General features: G+C 67.5%; 19 protein-coding genes. 9 read left to right on the plus strand and 10 right to left on the minus strand.

The features are described 5' to 3' along the window. Positions 1–20: 20 nt before the first annotated feature. The 3 genes from AC1RIF_RS01100 to AC1RIF_RS01110 form a co-directional block, all read right to left on the minus strand. The gene (locus AC1RIF_RS01100; protein WP_492599529.1) at positions 21–1,094 is read right to left on the minus strand and encodes an alpha/beta hydrolase; all 1,074 of its coding nucleotides are present in this window, start codon (positions 1,092–1,094) and stop codon (positions 21–23) included. A 179-nt stretch (positions 1,095–1,273) separates the two neighbouring features. Then, positions 1,274–2,584 carry a serine hydroxymethyltransferase gene (gene glyA / locus AC1RIF_RS01105; protein WP_492599530.1) on the minus strand — a complete coding sequence of 437 codons (1,311 nt, stop codon included), beginning with the start codon at positions 2,582–2,584 and terminating at the stop codon, positions 1,274–1,276. Between the two features lie 42 nt (positions 2,585–2,626). Continuing rightward, positions 2,627–3,871, minus strand: a complete 1,245-nt coding sequence (locus tag AC1RIF_RS01110) for a DUF885 domain-containing protein (RefSeq protein ID WP_492599531.1) — start codon at positions 3,869–3,871, stop codon at positions 2,627–2,629. A gap of 150 nt (positions 3,872–4,021) precedes the next feature. Here AC1RIF_RS01110 and coaA point away from each other — a divergent pair, with 150 nt between their 5' ends. Continuing rightward, positions 4,022–4,954 carry a type I pantothenate kinase gene (gene coaA, locus AC1RIF_RS01115; RefSeq protein WP_114718318.1) on the plus strand — a complete coding sequence of 311 codons (933 nt, stop codon included), beginning with the start codon at positions 4,022–4,024 and terminating at the stop codon, positions 4,952–4,954. A gap of 51 nt (positions 4,955–5,005) precedes the next feature. On the opposite strand, the gene AC1RIF_RS01120 is transcribed toward coaA, so the two are convergent. Beyond that, on the minus strand, positions 5,006–6,145 hold the full coding sequence (locus tag AC1RIF_RS01120; protein WP_492599532.1) for a serine hydrolase domain-containing protein: 1,140 nt from the start codon (positions 6,143–6,145) through the stop codon (positions 5,006–5,008). Next, positions 6,142–7,476, minus strand: a complete 1,335-nt coding sequence (locus tag AC1RIF_RS01125) for a flavin-containing monooxygenase (protein WP_492599533.1) — start codon at positions 7,474–7,476, stop codon at positions 6,142–6,144. The genes AC1RIF_RS01120 and AC1RIF_RS01125 overlap by 4 nt, the downstream gene beginning before the upstream one ends. 146 nt (positions 7,477–7,622) lie before the next feature. On the opposite strand from AC1RIF_RS01125, the gene AC1RIF_RS01130 reads away from it, so the two are divergent. Then, positions 7,623–8,258, plus strand: a complete 636-nt coding sequence (locus AC1RIF_RS01130; RefSeq protein ID WP_492599534.1) for a TetR/AcrR family transcriptional regulator — start codon at positions 7,623–7,625, stop codon at positions 8,256–8,258. A 7-nt stretch (positions 8,259–8,265) separates the two neighbouring features. Here AC1RIF_RS01130 and AC1RIF_RS01135 read toward each other — a convergent pair whose 3' ends face one another. Continuing rightward, complete coding sequence (locus AC1RIF_RS01135) at positions 8,266–9,033, minus strand: isoprenyl transferase (protein WP_492599535.1); 768 nt, start codon at positions 9,031–9,033, stop codon at positions 8,266–8,268. A gap of 183 nt (positions 9,034–9,216) precedes the next feature. Here AC1RIF_RS01135 and trhA point away from each other — a divergent pair, with 183 nt between their 5' ends. The 5 genes from trhA (at position 9,217) to AC1RIF_RS01160 (ending at position 13,970) form a co-directional block, all read left to right on the plus strand. After that, positions 9,217–9,885 (plus strand): PAQR family membrane homeostasis protein TrhA, encoded by a 669-nt coding sequence (trhA, locus tag AC1RIF_RS01140; protein WP_492599536.1) that lies wholly within the window; start codon positions 9,217–9,219, stop codon positions 9,883–9,885. Between the two features lie 109 nt (positions 9,886–9,994). Further along, the gene (locus tag AC1RIF_RS01145) at positions 9,995–11,482 is read left to right on the plus strand and encodes a wax ester/triacylglycerol synthase domain-containing protein (RefSeq protein WP_492599537.1); all 1,488 of its coding nucleotides are present in this window, start codon (positions 9,995–9,997) and stop codon (positions 11,480–11,482) included. A 144-nt stretch (positions 11,483–11,626) separates the two neighbouring features. Further along, entirely contained in the window at positions 11,627–11,821 is a 195-nt protein-coding gene (locus tag AC1RIF_RS01150) for a hypothetical protein (protein ID WP_492599538.1), read from the plus strand. A gap of 507 nt (positions 11,822–12,328) precedes the next feature. After that, positions 12,329–13,330, plus strand: a complete 1,002-nt coding sequence (locus AC1RIF_RS01155) for an alpha/beta hydrolase (RefSeq protein WP_492599539.1) — start codon at positions 12,329–12,331, stop codon at positions 13,328–13,330. A 493-nt stretch (positions 13,331–13,823) separates the two neighbouring features. Next, positions 13,824–13,970 carry a hypothetical protein gene (locus tag AC1RIF_RS01160; protein WP_492599540.1) on the plus strand — a complete coding sequence of 49 codons (147 nt, stop codon included), beginning with the start codon at positions 13,824–13,826 and terminating at the stop codon, positions 13,968–13,970. Positions 13,971–14,034: 64 nt separating this feature from the next. Here AC1RIF_RS01160 and AC1RIF_RS01165 read toward each other — a convergent pair whose 3' ends face one another. From AC1RIF_RS01165 to mca, 3 genes are read right to left on the minus strand one after another with little or no spacing between them, the layout of a single operon-like run. Beyond that, the gene (locus AC1RIF_RS01165; RefSeq protein WP_492599541.1) at positions 14,035–16,062 is read right to left on the minus strand and encodes a thioredoxin domain-containing protein; all 2,028 of its coding nucleotides are present in this window, start codon (positions 16,060–16,062) and stop codon (positions 14,035–14,037) included. A 7-nt stretch (positions 16,063–16,069) separates the two neighbouring features. Continuing rightward, on the minus strand, positions 16,070–16,390 hold the full coding sequence (locus AC1RIF_RS01170; RefSeq protein ID WP_492599542.1) for a hypothetical protein: 321 nt from the start codon (positions 16,388–16,390) through the stop codon (positions 16,070–16,072). A gap of 2 nt (positions 16,391–16,392) precedes the next feature. Next, complete coding sequence (mca, locus tag AC1RIF_RS01175; protein ID WP_492599543.1) at positions 16,393–17,268, minus strand: mycothiol conjugate amidase Mca; 876 nt, start codon at positions 17,266–17,268, stop codon at positions 16,393–16,395. Between the two features lie 198 nt (positions 17,269–17,466). On the opposite strand from mca, the gene AC1RIF_RS01180 reads away from it, so the two are divergent. Next, a complete protein-coding gene (locus tag AC1RIF_RS01180; RefSeq protein ID WP_492599544.1) occupies positions 17,467–17,892 on the plus strand; it encodes a DUF4307 domain-containing protein in 426 nt (141 codons plus the stop codon). A 258-nt stretch (positions 17,893–18,150) separates the two neighbouring features. Beyond that, complete coding sequence (gene greA, locus AC1RIF_RS01185) at positions 18,151–18,645, plus strand: transcription elongation factor GreA (protein WP_492599545.1); 495 nt, start codon at positions 18,151–18,153, stop codon at positions 18,643–18,645. Between the two features lie 74 nt (positions 18,646–18,719). Here the strand turns inward: greA and AC1RIF_RS01190 are convergent, their stop codons facing one another. Next, positions 18,720–20,600 (minus strand): SEC-C domain-containing protein, encoded by a 1,881-nt coding sequence (locus AC1RIF_RS01190; RefSeq protein WP_492599546.1) that lies wholly within the window; start codon positions 20,598–20,600, stop codon positions 18,720–18,722. Between the last annotated feature and the right edge of the window lie 7 nt (positions 20,601–20,607).

Below are 20,607 nucleotides of genomic sequence, written 5' to 3' on the forward strand. Positions count from 1 at the left end.
CGCGGCAGCCGACCACGATGTCACGACTCGCTGCTGCCCTGCACGACCGGCGGCGCCGGCTCGTCGACCTCGACCCCGAGCGATTCCATGAGGATCGGCCACGATGCCTTCAGTTCGTCGTTCCAGTAGCTCCAGCGGTGGGTGCCCGTCGGACGCAGATTGGTGGTGTGCTCGATGCCGAGCGAATCGAGGCGTGCGCCCAGGCCGGCGGTGCACACCAAGGTCCCGAACTCGACGAACATTCCCGACGCTGTCTGCTCGAACGAGTCGCCGAGCAGCTTGTTGTACTGACCGGGAATTCCCGAGCCCGAGGACAGATAGATCGTCTTGCCCCGCAGTTTCTCCGCGTTCACGCTCGGATCGTGGGCGGCCCATGCCGGATCGGTCGACGGACCCCACATGTTCAGCGGATCGCCGCCACCGCGGCGCACGTCGTACTGGATGACCCACTGGTTGATCGGGCTCGACGTGTCCGCACACTTGCTGTAGCCGGCGACGCCGCGGTAGAGATCCGGGTTGCGGGCCGCGAGGGTGAGGGCAGCGGCGCCGCCCATCGACGCACCGCCGATGGCATTGGCGCCGTTGCCGCCGGCCCACGCGTCGATCACCGGCGGCAGTTCCTTCGTCAGGAAAGTCTCGTATGCGACCTTCCCCTGGACCGGGTCCGGGCGTTGCCAGTCGGTGTAGTACGTGTGTGCACCGCCGATAGGCAGCACCACATTGACGTTCTGCCCGCGGGCGACCGTCTCGAGATCGGTGATCATGGTCCACGCGCTCGCGGACGGATCGGCCTCCGCTCCGTCGAGGAGGTACAGCGTGGGACGGGTACCGTCGGCGCCCTGCGGGCGCAGGACGTCGACGAGGATGTCCCGGTCCATCGAGGGCGAGTACACCGCCAGCCGGGTCCGTTCGCCACCCATGTCGGTGGTCGACGTGACCTCGGCGGCGCGGACGGCGCTGCTCGGGGCCGCCGGTTCGGCCGAGACCGGTGCCGAGGCACCGAGCACCAGCCCGACCGCGGTGGTGGCGACGAGCGCCGCCGGACCGACCGCGAACCGACGTCTGAAGCCGGCAGCCGCCGTGCGTGGACTCATGTGATCTCTCCCCCTGGGAACCGTCGTGGCGCGCGAAGTCTACGACGGAAGACTGACGAATACCGGCAAACCGGAAACAACCCGGTGACCCACCGATGCACAGAGGGGTGTCCCACCCGTATGAACAACGCGACGGCCCGCCCCGACAAGGGGCGGGCCGTCGTCGTGGTCCGGAAGGATCAGGCCTTGGGCAGCAGGCCCCAGTTCTCGAGGCCGTCGTACAGCGGGAAGTCCTGGGCCAGCTTGGAGACGCGGGCACGCAGGGCCGGCACGTCCGCGGCGGCACCGTTGGCGAGGGCGGTCGCGATGATGTCGGCGACCTCGGTGAACTCGGCGTCGCCGAAGCCGCGGGTGGCCAGGGCCGGGGTACCGATCCGCAGGCCCGACGGGTTCATCGGCGGACGCGGGTCGAACGGCACCGCGTTGCGGTTGACGGTGATACCGATCTCGTGGAGCAGATCCTCACCCTGCTGGCCGTCGAGCTGCGAGTGACGCAGGTCGACCAGCACCAGGTGCACGTCGGTGCCACCGGTGAGGACCGAGATGCCGTTGCCGGCGACATCGGCGCCACCCAGACGCTCGGCCAGGATCTTCGAACCGGCCAGGGTGCGCTCCTGGCGCGCCTTGAACTCCGGGGTGCCGGCGATCTTCATGGCGACAGCCTTCGCAGCGATCGCATGCATCAGCGGGCCGCCCTGCTGACCGGGGAACACCGAGGAGTTGAGCTTCTTCGCCCACTCCTTCTTCGCCAGGATCATGCCCGAGCGGGGGCCACCGAGCGTCTTGTGGACGGTGGTGGACACGACGTCGGCGTGCGGGACCGGCGACGGGTGCAGACCCGCGGCGACCAGACCGGCGAAGTGCGCCATGTCGACCCACAGCTTGGCGCCGATCTCGTCGGCGATCGAACGGAACGCCGCGAAGTCGAGGTGGCGCGGGTACGCCGACCAGCCGGCGATCAGGACCTGCGGACGCTCGGCGAGCGCGGTCTCGCGGACCTGGTCCATGTCGACCACGTGGGTGTCCTCGCGGACGCCGTACGACGCGACCTCGTACAGCTTGCCCGAGAAGTTCAGCTTCATGCCGTGGGTGAGGTGACCGCCGTGCGCGAGGTCCATGCCCATGAGCTTCTCGCCCGGGTTCATCAGCGCCATCAGCACCGCGGCGTTGGCCTGCGCGCCGGCGTGCGGCTGGACGTTCGCGAACTCGGCACCGAAGACGTCCTTGGCGCGGTTGCGGGCCAGGTCCTCGACGACGTCGACGAACTCGCAGCCGCCGTAGTAGCGACGACCCGGGTAGCCCTCGGCGTACTTGTTGGTCAGCACGCTGCCCTGGGCCTCGAGCACCGCGCGGGGAACGAAGTTCTCCGACGCGATCATCTCGAGAGTGTCACGCTGACGCGACAACTCACCCGCCATCGCGGTGGCGACCTCGGGGTCCAGTTCGGCGAGGGACGCGGTATTCACGTCGGTGGCAGGCACAGCAGTCATCAGCGAATCTCCAGGCTGGATTGCGGAAGTATCGCTCCCAGTCTAAGGACGACCTCGGCCGAGCATCGAGGCGGCTCCGTCAGCGCTCACGAGGTCGCCGCGTAGCGCACCCGGAGTGAGGGGTTCGTCGAGCAGTCGGCGGAACCGCTCGGACCTCTCGGGCCCGACCGGAGCCTGGGCCAGCCAGCCGCCGAGCAGGCGATATCCCTCGACGTACGTGCTGATGTACGCGCGCCACAACGGCGACGACAGGAACCGCAGGCTCTGCCGCGCCCGCTCGGGACTCGACAGCGTCCAACGCTGCAGGAACTCGGCGACGTCGTCGGCGCTCGCTCCGCGATCGTGCAGCAGCAGCGCGGCGTCCTGCCGCACCGACAGCAGCCCGCTCGACGCCGCCGCGAGCTCCTCCGCCCGCTCGCCGTCGAACCGCAGACCCAGGTCGGCGTAGATCTCCTGCGCCCAGCGCCCCCAGCCCTCGCCAACGACGGATTCCAGCGCCAGATCCGCCAGTCCCTCCGCCATCAGGCACTGCGGGGTGTTGACGACGAACAGCGTCTGCTCGAGCTGACCGGCCCCCACCAGTCCGGCCTCCTTACGGCAGTGCTCGGTGTGGTGACCGGGATAGGACTCGTGCGCGATCAGCCGCGGCAGGTTCGACATGTGCTGGTCGAGATCGGAGTTGATCGCGACCGTGGAGCGGTAGCCGCCGAGGTAGTAGTTGAACCCGGACCACGGCTTGTCGCCGACCACCTCGTAGTCGACCCGCTCGTGCTCGGGCAGCGTGTACTCGGCGCGGACACGGTCGCGCAGCGCGCTGTCGAACGCCTCGACGCAGGCCTGCAACCGATCCGGTGGGATCCGGTCGGCCGCGCGGTGCGCCTCCATGCGTTCGGCGAGGGTGCCCGGTCCGGGCAGGACGGCATCCATCCGACGGTGCGCGTCGCGGTACCGCTCCTCGTCGCCGGGCGCGATCCGCACGTCGAAATACGCTGCCACCTCGTCGACGAAGCCGATGTCGTCGCCGGCGAACTTGCGCGCCGAGCACTCCAACGCCGTCAGGTGGGCCTCGAGGAACCTCGTCCGGTCCTCACTCAATCCGCCCGAAGGCAGTTCGGCGCGCAGCGCACGGGCATCGCCGACGAGTGTGCGCGGATCCGGCCGCGGCTCGTTCTCCACCTGACGGCGCAATGCCGGATCACCGATGTAGGCATCGACGAACCCCTCCTCCAGGCGGTCGAAACGCAGACCCAGCAGGAGGTATTCACGCACCAGTGTGTCGAGCTCCATGGCGGCTGACACTAGTCGTTTTCGGTGCGAAGTGGACCCGGCGCATCGGCGGTGTGTGGCTGCGAGCACAATCTGGCTCATGCACCTGCCTCCCCCCAGCACGCGCATGCACCGATCGCAGTCGGAGCCGCTCTCCCGAGAGGTGCACCGATGGCACGGGTGAGCGAGTCCAGCCCCTACGTCGAGTTCGACCGCAAGCAGTGGCGCAAGCTGCGCAAGTCGACGCCGCTCGTACTCACCGAGGAAGAGCTCGTGGGCCTGCGTGGTCTCGGTGAGCAGATCGACCTCGACGAGGTCGCCGAGGTCTACCTCCCGCTCGCGCGACTGATCCACCTGCAGGTCGCCGCCCGACAGCGTCTGTTCGCCGCCACCGCAACCTTCCTCGGCGAGAAGCACCCCGACCGTCAGGTGCCGTTCGTCATCGGAGTCGCCGGCAGCGTCGCGGTCGGCAAGTCCACCACGGCCCGCGTCCTGCAGGCGCTGCTCGCCCGCTGGGAACACCACCCGCGGGTCGACCTCGTCACCACCGACGGGTTCCTCTACCCCACCGCCGAACTCACCCGACGCGGCATCATGCACCGCAAGGGTTTTCCCGAGAGCTACGACCGCCGCAAGCTGCTGCGGTTCGTCACCGAGGTCAAGTCCGGTGCGGAAGAGGTTGCCGCCCCGGTCTATTCACACACCTCGTACGACGTGATCCCGGGCCAGTACCACCTCATCCGACAGCCCGACATCCTCATCATCGAGGGCCTGAACGTGCTGCAGACCGGCCCCCGGCTGATGGTCTCGGACCTGTTCGACTTCTCGATCTACGTCGACGCGCGCATCGAGGACATCGAAGCCTGGTACATCAAACGTTTTCTGGCGCTGCGTAAGACATCCTTCGCCGACCCCAACGCGCACTTCCACCACTACGCGGCGCTGTCCGACGAGCACGCGACCTTGGCGGCCGAGGACATCTGGAACTCGATCAACCGGCCCAACCTGGTCGAGAACATCCTGCCGACCCGCCCGCGCGCGACTCTGGTGCTCCGCAAGGACGCCGATCACACCATCAACCGCCTGCGACTCCGAAAGCTCTGAGGGATCCGGGTGTCCTGTGCGTCCCCCGTGCGGCGCACAGGACACCCGAGGTCACAGCGCCGCGTACGTCCGGGCGACGTATTCCTCGGTACGTGGCGCGCCGAGGAGTTGCGGGGTCATCTTGTTCATCACGTACGCGAACGTCATCCGGCGCTCCAGGTCGTTGACGACGATCGACCCGCCGTAGCCCGTCCACCAGCACGCCCGACCGTCGGGGATCGAGGGGTGGATCGACGGAGCGGGCAACGCGTACCCGAGTCCGAACCGCAGTACGGCGCCGAGCACCTGGTCGACGCCGTCGGCCTGAACATCGAACACGCGCTCGACGGTCTCCGGTCGCAGGACCTCCGCGCCGGAGACGGCCCGCCCGCCGTGCGAGATCACCGCCTGGACGCGGGCCACCGACCGGGCATTGCCGTGGCCGTTGGCACCGCCGATCTGGGCGCCACGCCACTGCCTGCTCGACGTCTCCGGGATCGGGATCACAGGATTGGTCATGGTCTTGACGAAGACGCTGTCCGCCGGGAGCGCGCCGTAGTCGAATCCGGTGGGCGGCGGCGGAATCAGTGGCGCGACCCGCGGATCCACGTCGGCGGGTGTGCCGATCAGATAGTCGGCGCCGCACGGCCCCGCGACCTCGGTCGCGAAGAACTCGCCGAGACTGCGGCCGGTGATCCGGCGGACCAGGCCGCCGACGAGGTGCCCGTAGTTCGTGGCGTGGTAGCCCGACGCGGAACCCGGCTCCCACCACGGCGCCTGCTCGGCGAGCAGATCTTCCGCGAGGACGCCGTCGCAGATGTCGGCGACCGTCACCTGTCGCTGCCAACCGCTCACACCCGACGTGTGTCCGAGGACGTGCCTCACCAGGACACCGTCCTTGCCGTTCGCGGCGAACTCCGGCCAGTACCGGGCGACCGGCGCGTCGGGATCGAGCAGGTCGCGATCGACGAGCACGAGCGCCGTGAGTGCCGTCATCGTCTTGGTCAGCGAATACGTGTTGGCGACGGTGTCCTTGACCCAGCGGGCGCCGGTGTCGACATCGGCGACGCCGCCCCACAGGTCCACGACGATCTCGCCATCGCGCACGACACACACCGACGCACCGGCATCGGTGCCGTCATCGAGGTTGCGCTGCAGCAGATCTCGCAGCCCTGCGAAGCTCGGGTCGGCGAACCCCTCGACGGGCGTCACCGTGCCCCCACCGACACACTCTGCGCCCGCTTCTCCCCGGCGGCGATCTCCTTCTTCAGATCCCGGACGTAGCGTGCGAAGTCCACCTGGATGGTGTGGCGGGGCGTCTGGTAGTACTGCGCCAGGCTCGCCGCGTCGTCGGCCGCGATGATCCGGCGCATCTCGTCGGTGGCCGGCGGCGCGTAGCTGCCGTCGAGCACACCGGCGACGAGCTTGCTCTGCTGCTCGGCGAGATTGACGATCGTGGGCGACGCCTGCGCCAGACCCATGAAGAACAGGTTGTCGACGCCGGGCTGCATGATCCGCTTGAACAGCGGGAGCCGGTGCTGCGCATCGGGTTGCAGCGACGGATCCTCGAAGAACGGGAAGCTCATGTTGTATCCGGTGGCGCACACGATCACGTCGGCCGGGATCCGGCGGCCGTCGACCAGGCGGACGTGGTCGCCGTCGAGTGATTCGATCGCCGGCACACACGTCAGGTCACCGGATCCGGCCTTCGCGAGGAAGTCGATGCTCACCGACGGGTGCGCGCCGAGGGGCTCGTGATCGGGCTCGGGCAGGCCGTAGTCCTGCATCCGGCCCAGCGACTTCTTGATCTTGCGCCGGGCGATCTTCAGGCCCAGCTTCTTCGGCATCCACGGCGGCATCATCATCTTGTCCGCCGGCTTGCCCTCGCGGTACTTGGTCAGCACCCACACCCCGCGACGTGCGGACACCCAGACGTGCCTCGCGATCGACCGGTGCGACAGTTCCGAGGCGATGTCGAGCGCCGAGTTGCCCATCCCGACGACGACGATGTTCTTGCCGCGCATGTCGATCGGGTCGAACGCATTGAGGTAGTCGTGGCTGTGGATGATCCGGCCGTCGAACGTGCCGGGATACTCCGGCATCCGCGGATCCCAGTGATGGCCGTTCGCGACGACGAGCGCGTCGTACGTGCGGGTCTCACCGGTATCGAGCGTGACCGCCCAGGTCCCGTCCGCGTTGCGGACGGCCTTCTCGACCATGGTGCCGAACGTGATGGTCTCGCGCAGACCGAACTTCTCGATGTAGTCACGGAAGTAGCCGTGCATCAGCGTGTGGTGCGGAAAGTGCGGCCAGTCCGCCGGCACCGGGAAGTCCTCGAACTGCAACCGCGTCGACGACGTGTCGATGTGCAGGCTCTCGTAGCACGACGACATGCCCGTCGGGTTCTTGTAGTACCAGTTGCCGCCGACGTCGTCGGAGGCCTCGAAGCAGTCGTAGGGGACGCCGTGATCCTTGAGGCGCTTCGCGGTGGTGAATCCCGAGCAGCCGGCGCCGATGATGCACACCTGGGGCAGTTGGGGCATGGTCGTTCCTCTCCCGCGCTTGAATCGAACGTCAAACCTGACAGAGCGTGATCTGCGTCATAGAACCGGATTCACTGACACACTGTCAAGCGAAGCCTCGCGGACCGGCACGGCACCGGTCCGTACGATGCGATCGGAGGTGTGAGGTGAACCAGATCGGGACCAGGGCCGAGGCCGACAGGAAGCCGACGCAGCGCGACGAACAGAAGCGGATCACCCGACTCCGGCTGTTGGACTGCGCCCGTGACCTGTTCGCGGCGCGCGGCTACGCGGCCGTGAAGATCGACGACATCACGTCGGCAGCCGGCTGCAGTCGCGCCACCTTCTATCTGCACTTCACCGGCAAGACCGACGTCCTGCGCAAGATCGGGTCCGAAGCGATGGAGCCGCGCGCGGCGTCGGTCTACGCCGACCTCGACGAGGTCCTCGACAGCGGATCGCGGGACGAGTTCGCTCGCTGGGTGGGCCGGGCCATCGACTGGTTCGACCGCAACCGCGCGATCCTGCCCGCCTGGGACGAGGCACTGGCCCTCGAACCGGAGTTCCGCGAGGCGGCCCGCGAGGCCATCTCGGCACTGCCGAGCGCGATGCCGTCGTACCTGGCGCGATGGGGAGACGACCGGGAACAGGAAGCTCGCCTGCGGATCGAACTACTCGTCACCCAACTCGAACGCTTCTTCACCCGGTGGGCGGTGCAGGGCACCATCGAGGTCTCCCGCGAGCAGGCTGCGGAGATCCTCACCGACGTCTGGTTCCCGGCGATGACACCGCCGGTGCGGTAGCGGTCGGTCAGGTGCCGAACCGACGGTGCCGGGCCGCGTAATCGCGCAGCGCGCGCAGGAAGTCGACGCGCCGGAACTCGGGCCAGTAGGCCTCGGTGAACCAGATCTCGGAGTACGCGCTCTGCCACAGCAGGAATCCCGACAGCCGCTGCTCCCCCGACGTCCGGATCACCAGATCGGGATCGGGTTGTCCCGACGTGTAGAGGTGGCTGTCGATGCCCTCGACGCTCATCGCTTTCACGAGGTCGTCGCCGGTGAGCCCCTCACGGAGCTTCTCGCGCAGCAACGACTGCACCGCATCGGCGATCTCCTGCCGGCCGCCGTAGCCGACCGCGACGTTGACGTGCGTGCCGGTGCGTCCACGGGTGCTCTCAGCCGCCTCCCGCAGGCGACGCGCCTGCTCGTCCGGGAGCAGATCGAGCGTTCCGACGATCTTGACGCTCCAGTTCCGGCCCGGCGCGGAGATCTCCTCGACGACGTCGGTGATGATCTCGAGGAGGGTGTCGAGTTCCTCGGGTTCGCGGCGCAGGTTCTCGGTGGAGAGCAGATAGATGGTGGCCATCTCGATGCCTGCCGCGTCGCACCAGCGCAGCAGTTCGGCGATCTTGCGCGCACCCATCCGGTGCCCGTGGCTGACGTCGGTGAATCCGTTCTCCCGCGCCCACCGGCGATTGCCGTCGCACATCACCGCCACATGGCGCGGATGCTGTAAACCGTCGAGACGGCGCAGGAGCCGTCGCTCGTAGATGCTGTACAGCAGGCCGCGCAATTTCACCTGGACATCACCACGAGAAGAAAGACTACGCCGCGAACCCCGCGCACCCGCGACGGTGGTCACAGTGTCGGCACGGAGACGTTCGCCACCGCTACATTTAGTTACCCAACCGTAGGTTACGGTTGCGTAGGTTTGGTGGCGCGGGACGGTACCACCAGGCGGAACAACGACAGGGGCACCGACATGACGGCACTCGGACTGGACGACCTGCCGGTCAAGCCGCGCATGCGTGGCTGGATCCACGCGTGGTCGCTGGTGGTCGCGATCCTGGCGAGCGCCGTACTGGTCTCACTCGCCTACGCGAAGGAATCGCCACGCGCCGGGCTCGCGACGCTGACCTACAGCCTCACCGTGTGCGGCCTGTTCGCGGTGAGCACCACCTACCACCGCATCCACTGGCACACCGTGCGCGCCCGCACATGGATGAAGCGTGCCGACCACTCGATGATCTTCCTGTTCATCGCCGGCAGTTACACCCCGTTCGGACTGCTGGCGCTCCCACCACGCACCGGGGCGATCCTGCTGACGGTCGTCTGGTGCGGCGCCTTCGCCGGCATAGCGCTGAAGATGCTGTGGCCCACCGCCCCTCGCTGGGTCGGAGTCCCGCTCTATCTCCTGCTCGGATGGGCCATCGTTCCCGTGGCCGGGGACCTCGTCGACGAGGCCGGCGTGCTGCCTCTGGTCCTGCTCGCGATCGGCGGCGTCCTCTACAGCGTCGGCGCGGTCCTCTACGCCACCAAGTGGCCCAATCCCTGGCCGCAGACATTCGGGCATCACGAATTCTTCCACGCCGCCACCGCGGTCGCGGCGCTGTGCCACTTCGCCGCGGTCTGCCTGGTCGTGTTCGGGTAGCCGACCGGTGCATCTCCGCTTTGCGGAGACTGCGCGAAAGGTCCCCGAAACACCCCTGAACACGGGGTCGCCTGCTTACTCTGAGCGGATCTGATCCGGGAGGGACCGAGTGACAACGACCGAACATGTAGTGGGTGGCATCAGCAGGCTGGCACCGCAGGATGCCGACTTCGTCTACCACGAACGCGAGAACCGCATCTCGAACTCGACGGGCATCTATCTGTTCGACACCACCGCCGAGGCCGCGCCGATCACGCAGGCCGAGGCCATCTCGTGGATGCGGGAGCGACTCGGCTACAGCGGAGTCTTCACCCGACGTCTGCGGCATGTCCCTCTCGCCCTCGACTATCCGTTCTGGGTTCCGGACCCCACCCTCGATCTCACGAAGCACGTGATCGTCGAGCCGGTCGACGGGCCTGGGTGGGATGCTCTGCGGCACCACATCGCCCGCTTCTCGGGCAAGTCTCTCGACCTCACCCGGCCGCCGTGGCAGCTGCACTTCCTCACCGGCGTCACCGGCATCGACGGACTGCCCGACCGGATGACCGTCGCGGTCCTGCGATGCCACCACAGTTCCGGGGACGGCCTCGCCGCCCGCGACCTGGCGTTGCGCATCTTCGGTCGTTCGGAGACTCACCCGCCAATTCCCTCGACGTCGGTAAACTGGTTCCCGCCTGCAGAATTCGTCAAGGCCATCGGCCGGCTCCCACAGCAGTGGCGCGACTTCCGTCAGGGGCTCACGACGTCGGGAGGGGCGGCGCGCCGAGTCACCGAACAGGTCCAGTCCGGCGCGATCGCGCCCACTCCGCCACGGCGACCCACGACCCGCTTCAACACGGCCATCACCTCCGAGCTCACGTTCGACGTCGTGAGCTTCCCACCCGAGGACATCCGCACCGTGCAGGCAGCCGTCGAGGGCGTGACCTTCAACGACGTTCTGCTGGCCACGATCTCCGGGGCCCTCGCCGCCTACCTGGCCGAGAAGGGCGAAACCCCGCCCGGATCCCTCGCCACACTCGTGCCGATGTCGCTGCGGGGCACACGCCCCGGTGTGGCCGACCATCCGAACGGGAATCGTGCGAACCATCTCGCGTTGATGACGGTGGATCTTCACACCGACATCGACGACCCGGTCCAGCGACTCCGAGCCATCAACGCAACGATCCGCGCCGAGAAGGAACGGCATCGGAACCCCGATGTCCAGGAAGCCGCGTCCAGGATCGACACATCGCCCGCCTGGCTGCTGAAGCTCGTCACGCGACTGATGGACGTGCGCAAGCAGCCCGAGGGAACCGTCGAGACCATCAACACGATGGTCAGCAATATCCCTTGGGCTGGCGACGACATGATCTTGCGCGGTGCGCCTCTCGTCAAGAGCTTCGGCATTCTGGGAATCATCGACAAAGTCGGACTGCGGCATCTGATCGTGTCGCATCACGGCGACGAGATCGAGATCTCGTTCTCCACCGATGCCGCGATGATGCCGGACACCGATCGTTACAAAGCCCTCCTCAGCGAGTCGTTCCGCTCTCTGGTCGAGCGCGCGGCGACCCCGGTCGCCGAGGGACCTTCCTCCGATTCGCGAAAACTTTCCTGAAACCGACCCGGCAGCATGTGATCCGTTGTTACCGTTCGTTTGATCACAGGCAATCCGCTCGTGATACACGAAAAACCGGTGTGCGATCCGAATTGTGTGCGGGATTCGGTACCGGGTAACACATGACGTCTTCAGGAGGCACAAATGGGTTCACTCGAAGGACTTATGGGCGCAATCTTGGGAAATGGCGGACTCGGCTCCCTTCTTGCCGACGGACTGCTCCCGGCGTTCCTCGGCTCCGCTCAGACCAGCATTGACAGCGCCCTCGGCTCGGTGGGTGCGCTCGTCGACATCGGCTTCGGCTCGATCGACAGCTTCTCGGCGGCCCCGACCAAGTAACACAGCGAGTTCGCTGTCCAAGCGATTGACCGCCTCGGCGGCTGGACTTCGTGACGGAGTCTCGGCGCTAGTCATGTCAACCGCACAGAATCGCACTACCTAAGGAGCATCATGGGATCCCTCTACGAAGCACTTGGAGTTGGTACCGCGAGCGCGAGCGCTCAGGTCATGAAGGCCATCGGTTCGCTCTTCGTTCTCAGCGGCTACCCCGCTGAAGGGCCGCCGAAGTAAAACAGGCGACGGTGCCCTGAGCACCTCATCGGGGCCCGCGCTTCCGCGCGGGCCCCGATTGTGTCTGTACGGTACCGGAACTACGTTGCGACCAACTCGACCGGGGACTATCGAACACCGTTGGCCGTACAGATTTCCGTCCCGCAGATTCCCGCTCATGGGGGGATACTGTGATGACGACCTGCACAAACTGAGGCCGATGACTGCACGGGCGCTGGGCAACTGAACGAGCCGAACCGGGGAGATCGAACAAGTATGCAGCGGAAGAATATTCGAGTGCTGTCCGCAGGACTGCTGACCTTAGGACTCCTCGCGGCACTGCCCGCAGTGGCCACAGCCGAAGCCGAGATCGGGACGGCCGTACCCGAATACGTCCAGGTGGCCGTAGACGCTCGACCGTCGATCACCAGCATCACGTCCGTGGACGATCGACTGCTCCTCCTGCAAGTCGCGTCGCCGGCGATGCGCCGCGAGGTCCCGGTCAACGTGATCCTGCCCGCCGACCGGAGTCAGACCCGCGGCGTCCTCTACCTTCTCGACGGCAATTCCGGCCAGGTCGAGAGCAGCAACTGGCTCGATCACACCAGGGGCGACGCGGAAGCCTTCTTCGCCGACAAGAACGTCAATGTCGTCCTACCGGTCGGCGGTACCGGAACCCTCTTCACCGACTGGGCTCAGGACCACCCGACGTTCGGGCGGACCCAGTGGGAGACGTTCCTGTCGAAGGAACTGCCTCCACTCATCGACGCCGAACTCGACACCAACGGCCGCAACGTCATCGGCGGAATCTCGTCCGGTGCTCAGGGGGCTCTGATGTTGGCGGCACGTGAACCGCAACTCTACGACGGCGTCGTCGGATACAGCGGCTGCTACGTCACCGACGGCCCCGTCGGGCGCGCGCTGACCGACCTGGTCGTCATCAACGGCATGGCCAACTCCGAGATGATGTGGGGCCCTGAGGGAAACGACACCTGGCGTGAGCACGACCTGTTCCGCAACGCGTCCGCCCTCGTCGGCAAGAAGGTTTACCTCTCGTCGGGTAATGGCCTCCCCGGACCCCACGAATCCCTCGACCAGCAGGGTATCCAGGACCGGGTCGTCGTCGGCGGCCTGCTCGAGGCGGGCTCCAATCTGTGTACCGACCAACTGGCGCAGGCTCTTCGAGACGCGGGCGCCGACGTGACCCGCAGCGCCCAACCGTCGGGCGTGCACGCGTGGCCGTACTGGCGCGACGAACTCGGCCGGTCGTGGCCCACCATCGAGGCGGCTCTCCGATAGTCGGAGCAATTCGTTCAGTCGACCGCGCCGGTGGGAGACACGGCCTGGACCATCCTCGACCGGACGAAACGGACAGATGTTCAATATCGCTTCGAAGGGATGGATTTGTCGCATCGACGGTGTTTCACCCCGCGGAATCCGCCCCGAGGAAGTTCGCCGAAATACATCACACCGGCATCAATGGGTTGCTACCTTCACTCCAGTCACAAGCACTTGCTTGCGATTGAACATCGGCGCATGCCTGCATTCGACTGCGATCAAAATTGCGCCACCCGCATTCACGTTAGGAGAGTTACATGGCTTCGATCGAGGACATCTTCAAGGGACTCGGCTCGCTGGACGCGCTCGAGGGCCTGTTCGCCACGATCACCGGTTCGGTCGCGGGCATCTTCAACAGCTGACGCTGTCGACACGAAAGCCCCGCTCCCCCCTGTGGAGCTTCCCCACCATGTAGGGCGGCCCGGCCGCCCCGCAATCCTTTTGGAGGTACACCATGGACTTCGGATCGATCACCAGTCTCATCGCAATCCCCGTCGGCAGTGTCGACACCGTCGTCACCGGCCTGATCACCTCGGCCAACAACGCCATCACCGACCTGAGCACGTGGTTCAACGGCGTCACCGGAAGCCTCGGCTCGTAGAACGCTGATCCCTTCCAGGGATCGAACCGGGCCCGTGTGGAATACCACACGGGCCCTGCGCGTTTCAGCGCTCGTCGATCAACTCCCGCAGACCCTCGACCGCGGTCACCGGCCGATCGCACACGAATCCGCGGCACACATACGCCGTCGGCGCACCCCCTATGCTGGGCCGATCGGCCAGCAGCGGAACCGAATCGGGTAGGCCCGCCACCACCACAGCACCACCGGGCGCGAGGCGTCGAGCCGCGGCCGTCAGTTCCGACGGCGCGCTCTCCGCCACCGCGATCTGCATCGGCCCCCGCACCGACGCCTCCGCGACCGTGAGCCAGTGCCCCGCCGAGCGGGGCGCCCGCTGCAGGACCACCGCCGCGCGGGCCATCGAATCCGCCGCGACCGCGGCGTACTTCGAGGACCGGTCCGCATCGACCAACGCCGAAGCGGTGAGCAGTGCCTCCGTGACGGCCGATGCACCCGACGGTGTCGCCCCGTCCAGCGGATCACGCGGACGGGTCACCAGGGTCTCGGCGTCGTCGGCGGTGTCGAACCAGCTGCCGGCCACGTCGCGGTCGGCGAAGCGCTCGATCGCGGTGTCCAGCAGGAACGTCGCCGCGTCCCGCCACTCGGCGGCCCCCGTCGCCTGGTGCAGCGTGAGCAACCCCGTCGACAGGGCGGCGTAGTCATCGAGGATCCCGGCGGGCTCCCCCACCACACCGGCGAGGGACGCGCGACGCAGTCGCCCGTCCACCACATGCGTCGTGAGCAGGACGCGGGCGCACTCCTCGGCGGCACGGACCCATTCCCACCGCCCCAACGCCGCGCCCGCCTCTGCCAGCGCCGTGACGGCCAGCCCGTTCCACGCCGTGACCACCTTGTCGTCGCGGCCGGGCTGCGGACGTCGGGCGCGTGCGGCGAGCAGTCGTGCCCGGACCTCGGCGAGGCGCCGTCCGTCGGACGGATCCACCGGCAACTGCAGGACCGATGCGCCCCGTTCGAACGTCCCGGCATCGGTCACCGCGAACGTCTCCGCCGCCCATGCGCCGTCGTCCGCGCCGAGGACCTCGATCAGCCGGTCCGGCGTCCACGAGTAGGTGAGCCCCTCCTCGCCGTCGGTGTCGGCGTCGAGCGCCGACGCGAACGCGCCCGCGGCGGTGCGCAGGTCGCGCAACAGGAACTCGACGGTCTCCTCGGCGACGCGGTACGCGAGGTCGGACCCCGTGCGGCGGGCGAGGTGCGCGTAGAAACGCAGCAGCAGCGCATTGTCGTAGAGCATCTTCTCGAAGTGCGGCACAACCCACTCGGCATCGACCGCATAGCGGGCGAAGCCCCCGCCGAGCTGGTCGTAGATGCCGCCGCGCGCCATCGCGTCGGCCGTGCGCTGGACGGCCCGCAGCGTCGGTTCGGCCCCGCTGCGCTCGTACGAACGCAGCAGCCCCTCGAGCAACATCGACGGCGGGAACTTCGGCGCACCACCGAATCCACCGCGCTCGCGGTCCTCGTCACGCAGGATGCTCGCGACCGCGCCCGACAGCAGCGGGACGTCGACCGGTGCCCCGCCGAGCGGCAGCGCACCGGCACTGCGGCGCAGTTCGGCCACCACCGACGCCGCGGCATCGTCGACGTCACCGCGCCGCGTCCGCCAGGTGTCGGTGATCGCGTGCAGCAGCTGCGTGAACGACGGCATCCCACCCCGCGGTCGCACCGGGTAGTAGGTGCCGCAGTAGAACGGGCTGCCGTCGGGGGTGAGGAAGCAGGTCATGGGCCAGCCGCCCTGACCCGTCATCGCCACCGTCGCGTTCATGTAGACCGCGTCGAGGTCGGGGCGTTCCTCCCGGTCGACCTTGATGCACACGAAGTGCTCGTTCATCACGGCCGCCGTCTCGGGGTCCTCGAACGATTCGTGCGCCATCACGTGACACCAGTGGCACGCCGCATACCCGATGGACAGCAGGATCGGCACGTTGCGTTCCCGCGCCCATTCCAGGGCCTCGGCCCCCCACTGGTGCCAGTGCACCGGATTGTCTGCGTGCTGACGCAGATACGGACTGGTCGCTTCGTCGAGCGTGTTGCGCTCGCGCGGCTCCGGCCCGGTCACGGAAGTCCTAGCTCGCCGGCTTCGCGGGCGGATCCTGCTTCGCCTGCCGGTCCGTCGCCGGTCGACTCGGCTCGACGACCTCGCTGATCACCGCGCCGCGGTCGGTGCCCTCGTCCGCCGCCTGGTCGGCCTCGGGATGCTCCGGCTCGAAATCGTCCGGCAGCCTCCGCAGCTGCTTGTTCATCGAGCGAATCAGCAGCACGGTGCCGACGAGCAGCGCCACGATCAATACCAGCCCGATCGGAGACGCCTTGCCGAACTCGGGGCCCTGCGGGTTGCTCGGGGTGCTGGTCCCCTGCGCCAGCAAGTCCCACGCCAACGTCGTCATCACTACTGCTCATCCTCCACAATGCCCGCGAACAGGTCGTTCTCCGGGATGGCGGTGCTCACCCGGGTCTTGGCCAACTCGAACTCCTCGGTGGGCCAGATCTTCTGCTGAATGTCCAGCGGAACCGCAAAGAACGATCCGTTGGGATCGATCTGCGTCGCATGGGCCCGCAAGGCGTCGTCGCGCTGGGGGAAATAGTCACCGCACGCGATCTGCGTCGTCACACGGGCCATCAGGTCGCCCTGCTCGGTCTTCCACTTCTTGAGCCACTCCGCCATCGGGAACTCCTCGCCGCGGCGCTCGTACTCCTCTTGGAACTGCAACAGGCGCTTGCGGATGAACCCGTGCGAGTAGTAGACCTTCTGCACCTCCCACGGCTCACCCGCGTCGGGGAACTGCTCGGGATCGCCGGCCGCCTCGTAGGCGGCCATCGACACCTCGTGGCACTTGATGTGGTCGGGGTGCGGGTAACCGCCGTTCTCGTCGTACGTGGTCATGACGTGCGGACGGAACTCGCGGATGACCCGGACCAACGCCTCGGTGGGGACCTCGAGCGGTTCGAGCGCGAAGCAACCCTCGGGCAGCGGCGGCTTGGGGTCGCCCTCCGGCAGACCGGAGTCGACGAATCCGAGCCACGTCTGCTGCACACCCAGGATGCGCGCGGCCTCGGCCATCTCCTCCTGGCGGACCCTGGTCATCCGCTCCCGGATACCCGGGACGTCCATCGCCGGGTTGAGGATGTCACCGCGTTCGCCGCCCGTGAGGGTCACGACGAGCACCTCGTTACCCTCGGCGGCGTAACGGGCCATCGTCGCCGCACCCTTGCTCGACTCGTCGTCGGGATGGGCATGAACGGCCATGAGTCGGAATCCGCTCACGTGTGTCTTCACCTCAGCTTCGCGTGTCACCGGCGTGGCGTGTCACCTGCCGTCGTCGACCGCTACCACTCGTCGGTCGCCGTTGTCCTTCCCCTATAGTTCCACCTGACACATACGACCGTCTGTCGTACCCCCGCTACGCGCGGTAAACAGCGACTCCGACGGCCCCGCAGAGCACCACCCGGCGAGAGCAGAGTGATGAGCAACACGCCTTCGACGGACCGCTACGGTTCCACCCGCCGCACGTCCGGCCCGATCCCCTGGGCCAAGTGGATCCTCACCGGTCTCGTCGTCCTCGCCGGCGTCGGACTCGCGTACCTCGCGTACAACAAGTTCGCCGTCAAGGAGATCGAGGGCGAGCAAGTCGCATTCGACGTCGTCGACCAGACGACGATGAACATCCGGTTCACCGTCACGCGCGACGACCCGTCCGAGCCTGCCGTCTGCATCGTCCGCACCCGCTCCAGGGACGGCTCGGAGACCGGCCGCCGCGAGGTCTACATCGAGCCGTCGAAGTCGGGCACCGTCGAGATCACGGCCCCCGTTCACGCATCTCAGCCGCCCGCGATGGGCGATCTGTACGGTTGCAGTCTGGACGTTCCGGACTATCTTCGCGCAGGCTGACAAGTGGACCGATCGGTCTTCGTTCGGAACGGTCGATACCCCTCATCGTGCTAAAATAAGTCGATACACGGTTCCACTCGGAGCCGTGTATTGCTGCATTGACGGCAGGACGAGTCTGCTCACGAGACGGGCGTGCCGGCGATCTTCGCCACGACATTCGCAACCGACTCGAGCTGGCCCTGCCCGTTGATCGCTGCTGTTCGCAGTGATCTGCCGAGGGAGTCCACCAGGACTTCGACTACAAGGGAGTGATCGAGAATGACCGAGACCCAGGTGACCTGGCTTACTCAGGAGTCTCACGACAGGCTCAAGAATGAGCTGGACCAGCTCATCGCCAATCGTCCGGTCATTGCCGCCGAGATCAACGAGCGTCGCGAAGAGGGTGACCTCAAGGAGAACGGTGGCTACCACGCCGCTCGCGAGGAGCAGGGGCAGCAGGAGGCGCGCATCCGCCAGCTGCAGGAGCTGCTGAACAGCGCAAAGGTCGGCGAGGCCCCCACCCAGTCCGGCATCGCACTGCCCGGCTCGGTCGTCAAGGTGTACTACGACGGCGACGAGTCCGACACCGAGACCTTCCTGATCGCGACCCGCGAAGAGGGTTCCCGCGACAACGCGCTCGAGGTCTACTCGCCGAACTCCCCGCTGGGTGCCGCGCTGCTCCAGGCCAAGGTCGGCGAGACCCGCGAGTACACCCTGCCCAACGGCAGCCTGATGAAGGTCACCCTCGTCAGCGCGGAGCCGTACCACGGCTGATACCGCCGCCGGAAACGCAGAACCCCGGTTCGAGCCTCCGCTCGAACCGGGGTTCTTTCGTCATGATGCGGCGATCATCCGATCGCCGCACCCAGAATCTCGATGACGTCCTCGGGCTGCGCATCCTCCCCCGACAGCACCTCGAGCACCACGTCACGACGATCCGCGGGCACCTGCTCGACGCCACCGAGGATCTGCGCCCGTTCCCCGGTCGGCACGACACGCCCGCACAACAGATCTCCGACGGCCCCGGCTCCCTCGACGACGGCCGTCTCCCCGGTGCGCAGATCTCGCAGTGTCACCGTCGAGTCGTCGGCGGCGGTCACCTCGTGCACCGACCGCCGCACCTGCAGCCAGCGTCCGGCGAGCTCGAGTTCGTCGGCGGGCAGCAGCACCCCTCGACGCGCGACGAACACCTCGAACAAACCACCCTCGAACAGCGCGACGTCGAGCACCAGCGGATCCTCGAAGGCCCGCGCGACCGCCTCCTCGTCCTGCCAGGACCGCGCCCGCAGCTCCGCCAGTTCCAGAACCAGGTCGAACAGCATCGTCGACTGGGCGTACAGGCCGGCCTTCTCGTAAAGCCAGTGGGCACGATCGTCCAGCGCGCTGTCGGACTTGCCGAGATGGCACACCTTGTACTTGCGGCCGGACCCGCACCAGCACCTGTCGTTTCGGCCGAGTTCGGGATGCTCGGTGGGTGCGAACCGCGTCAGAACGTCATGCAGTCGCTCGCTGTCGCCGCCGTCGATGCGGCTGAGCAGCGACAGCCCCCGCGGAGCGTCGCCGCGGTCCGACGCGATCTGCGCCAGTTCGAACAACGCCGGCGACCACGCCTCGTCCATCGCGGCGGCGTCCGCGAAGTGCCGCTCCGCCTCGAGCACATCCCCGAGGGTGTCGGCGGCCATGCCGGCCAACCAGTGACCCGAAGCCCTCACCTTCCGCGGTCCGCGCTCGGCCACCGCCAGTGCCGTCGCGTACAGGGCCGGGATGTAGTCGTCCTGCACGCCGTTGATCAGATCCAGCGCCGCCGCGGCTGCGGCCGGATCCTCCAGTCCCGCAAGCGAATCACCGAGCGCCACGACGTACTCCACGGCCGCAGCGGCATCGAGCTCGCCGTCGTGCACGGCCCCGACGCACTGGACGAAAGTCACCACCGCGTCCGCCTCGTCGGGGTGCAGTTCGTGCTCACGCGCGACCATCGCGATGTGGGCGGCGAGCCGGTGCGCGTCGAAATCGAATCCGCGGACCGCGATGTAGTCGCCCTCCCGATCGAACCCGGCCGCCTCGATCAACTCCCCGAGCGGCGACGTCGGCGCCACGCAGAGAGCATCGTCGTCCTGGAGAAGCTGCCAGACAACCGTTTCCAGATTGTCGGCGTTGTCCTCGCCGATGATCAGGGCGAGCCGCCCCGCCAGATCGGGTGCGGCGGCCGGATCGTCGTCCACCCTCGACAGCTCGAGCGCCCCCTTCTCCCGCACCGACACCGCGACCATGTCCCCGGCCGAAAACCCGTGCAGTGCATCGTGTCCGAACAGCAGGCCGGAGCCGTCCGGGAAGTCCTCGTCCGCTATCCCCAACGCCGCGATCTCGTCGGCGTCGTAGTCGGAGAACAACACCTGCACCGGGCCGTCGTCGTCCGCCATCGCCAACAGCACCAGCGGAGCCAGATCCGGCTCGGCGTGCAGCAGGCCCGAACCGATCTCCCCCGCCGTCAACCGGTGCGTGAACACCCGACCGTCCAACAACGTGTCCAGCGCAGCGTTGCGGCCGTCCGCGAGCAGCACCACCAGCGGATGATCGAGCAGTTCGACGAATTCGGCCAGCTCCGACATCTCGCCGTGGCCGGCGCCGACGAGGCGTCCCGCCCAGTCCTCGGTGGTCAGCGGGCCGTCTGCGCGCAGAACGGAGACCGCGGCGGCGGTCAGGTCACGGGGGTCGGGCTTCGCACTCACCCCGCGA

The organism is Prescottella sp. GW823-FHT02E09 (assembly GCF_058797375.1).

Coding starts and splice junctions, on each gene's coding strand:
- AC1RIF_RS01150 (WP_492599538.1), top strand. CDS start 11,627: ATGGGTTCACTCGAAGGACTTATGGGCGCAATCTTGGGAAATGGCGGA.
- trhA (WP_492599536.1), top strand. CDS start 9,217: ATGACGGCACTCGGACTGGACGACCTGCCGGTCAAGCCGCGCATGCGT.
- AC1RIF_RS01180 (WP_492599544.1), top strand. CDS start 17,467: ATGAGCAACACGCCTTCGACGGACCGCTACGGTTCCACCCGCCGCACG.
- greA (WP_492599545.1), top strand. CDS start 18,151: ATGACCGAGACCCAGGTGACCTGGCTTACTCAGGAGTCTCACGACAGG.
- AC1RIF_RS01110 (WP_492599531.1), bottom strand. CDS start 3,871: ATGGAGCTCGACACACTGGTGCGTGAATACCTCCTGCTGGGTCTGCGT.
- AC1RIF_RS01100 (WP_492599529.1), bottom strand. CDS start 1,094: ATGAGTCCACGCACGGCGGCTGCCGGCTTCAGACGTCGGTTCGCGGTC.
- glyA (WP_492599530.1), bottom strand. CDS start 2,584: ATGACTGCTGTGCCTGCCACCGACGTGAATACCGCGTCCCTCGCCGAA.
- AC1RIF_RS01160 (WP_492599540.1), top strand. CDS start 13,824: ATGGACTTCGGATCGATCACCAGTCTCATCGCAATCCCCGTCGGCAGT.
- AC1RIF_RS01125 (WP_492599533.1), bottom strand. CDS start 7,476: ATGCCCCAACTGCCCCAGGTGTGCATCATCGGCGCCGGCTGCTCGGGA.
- coaA (WP_114718318.1), top strand. CDS start 4,022: ATGGCACGGGTGAGCGAGTCCAGCCCCTACGTCGAGTTCGACCGCAAG.
- AC1RIF_RS01170 (WP_492599542.1), bottom strand. CDS start 16,390: ATGACGACGTTGGCGTGGGACTTGCTGGCGCAGGGGACCAGCACCCCG.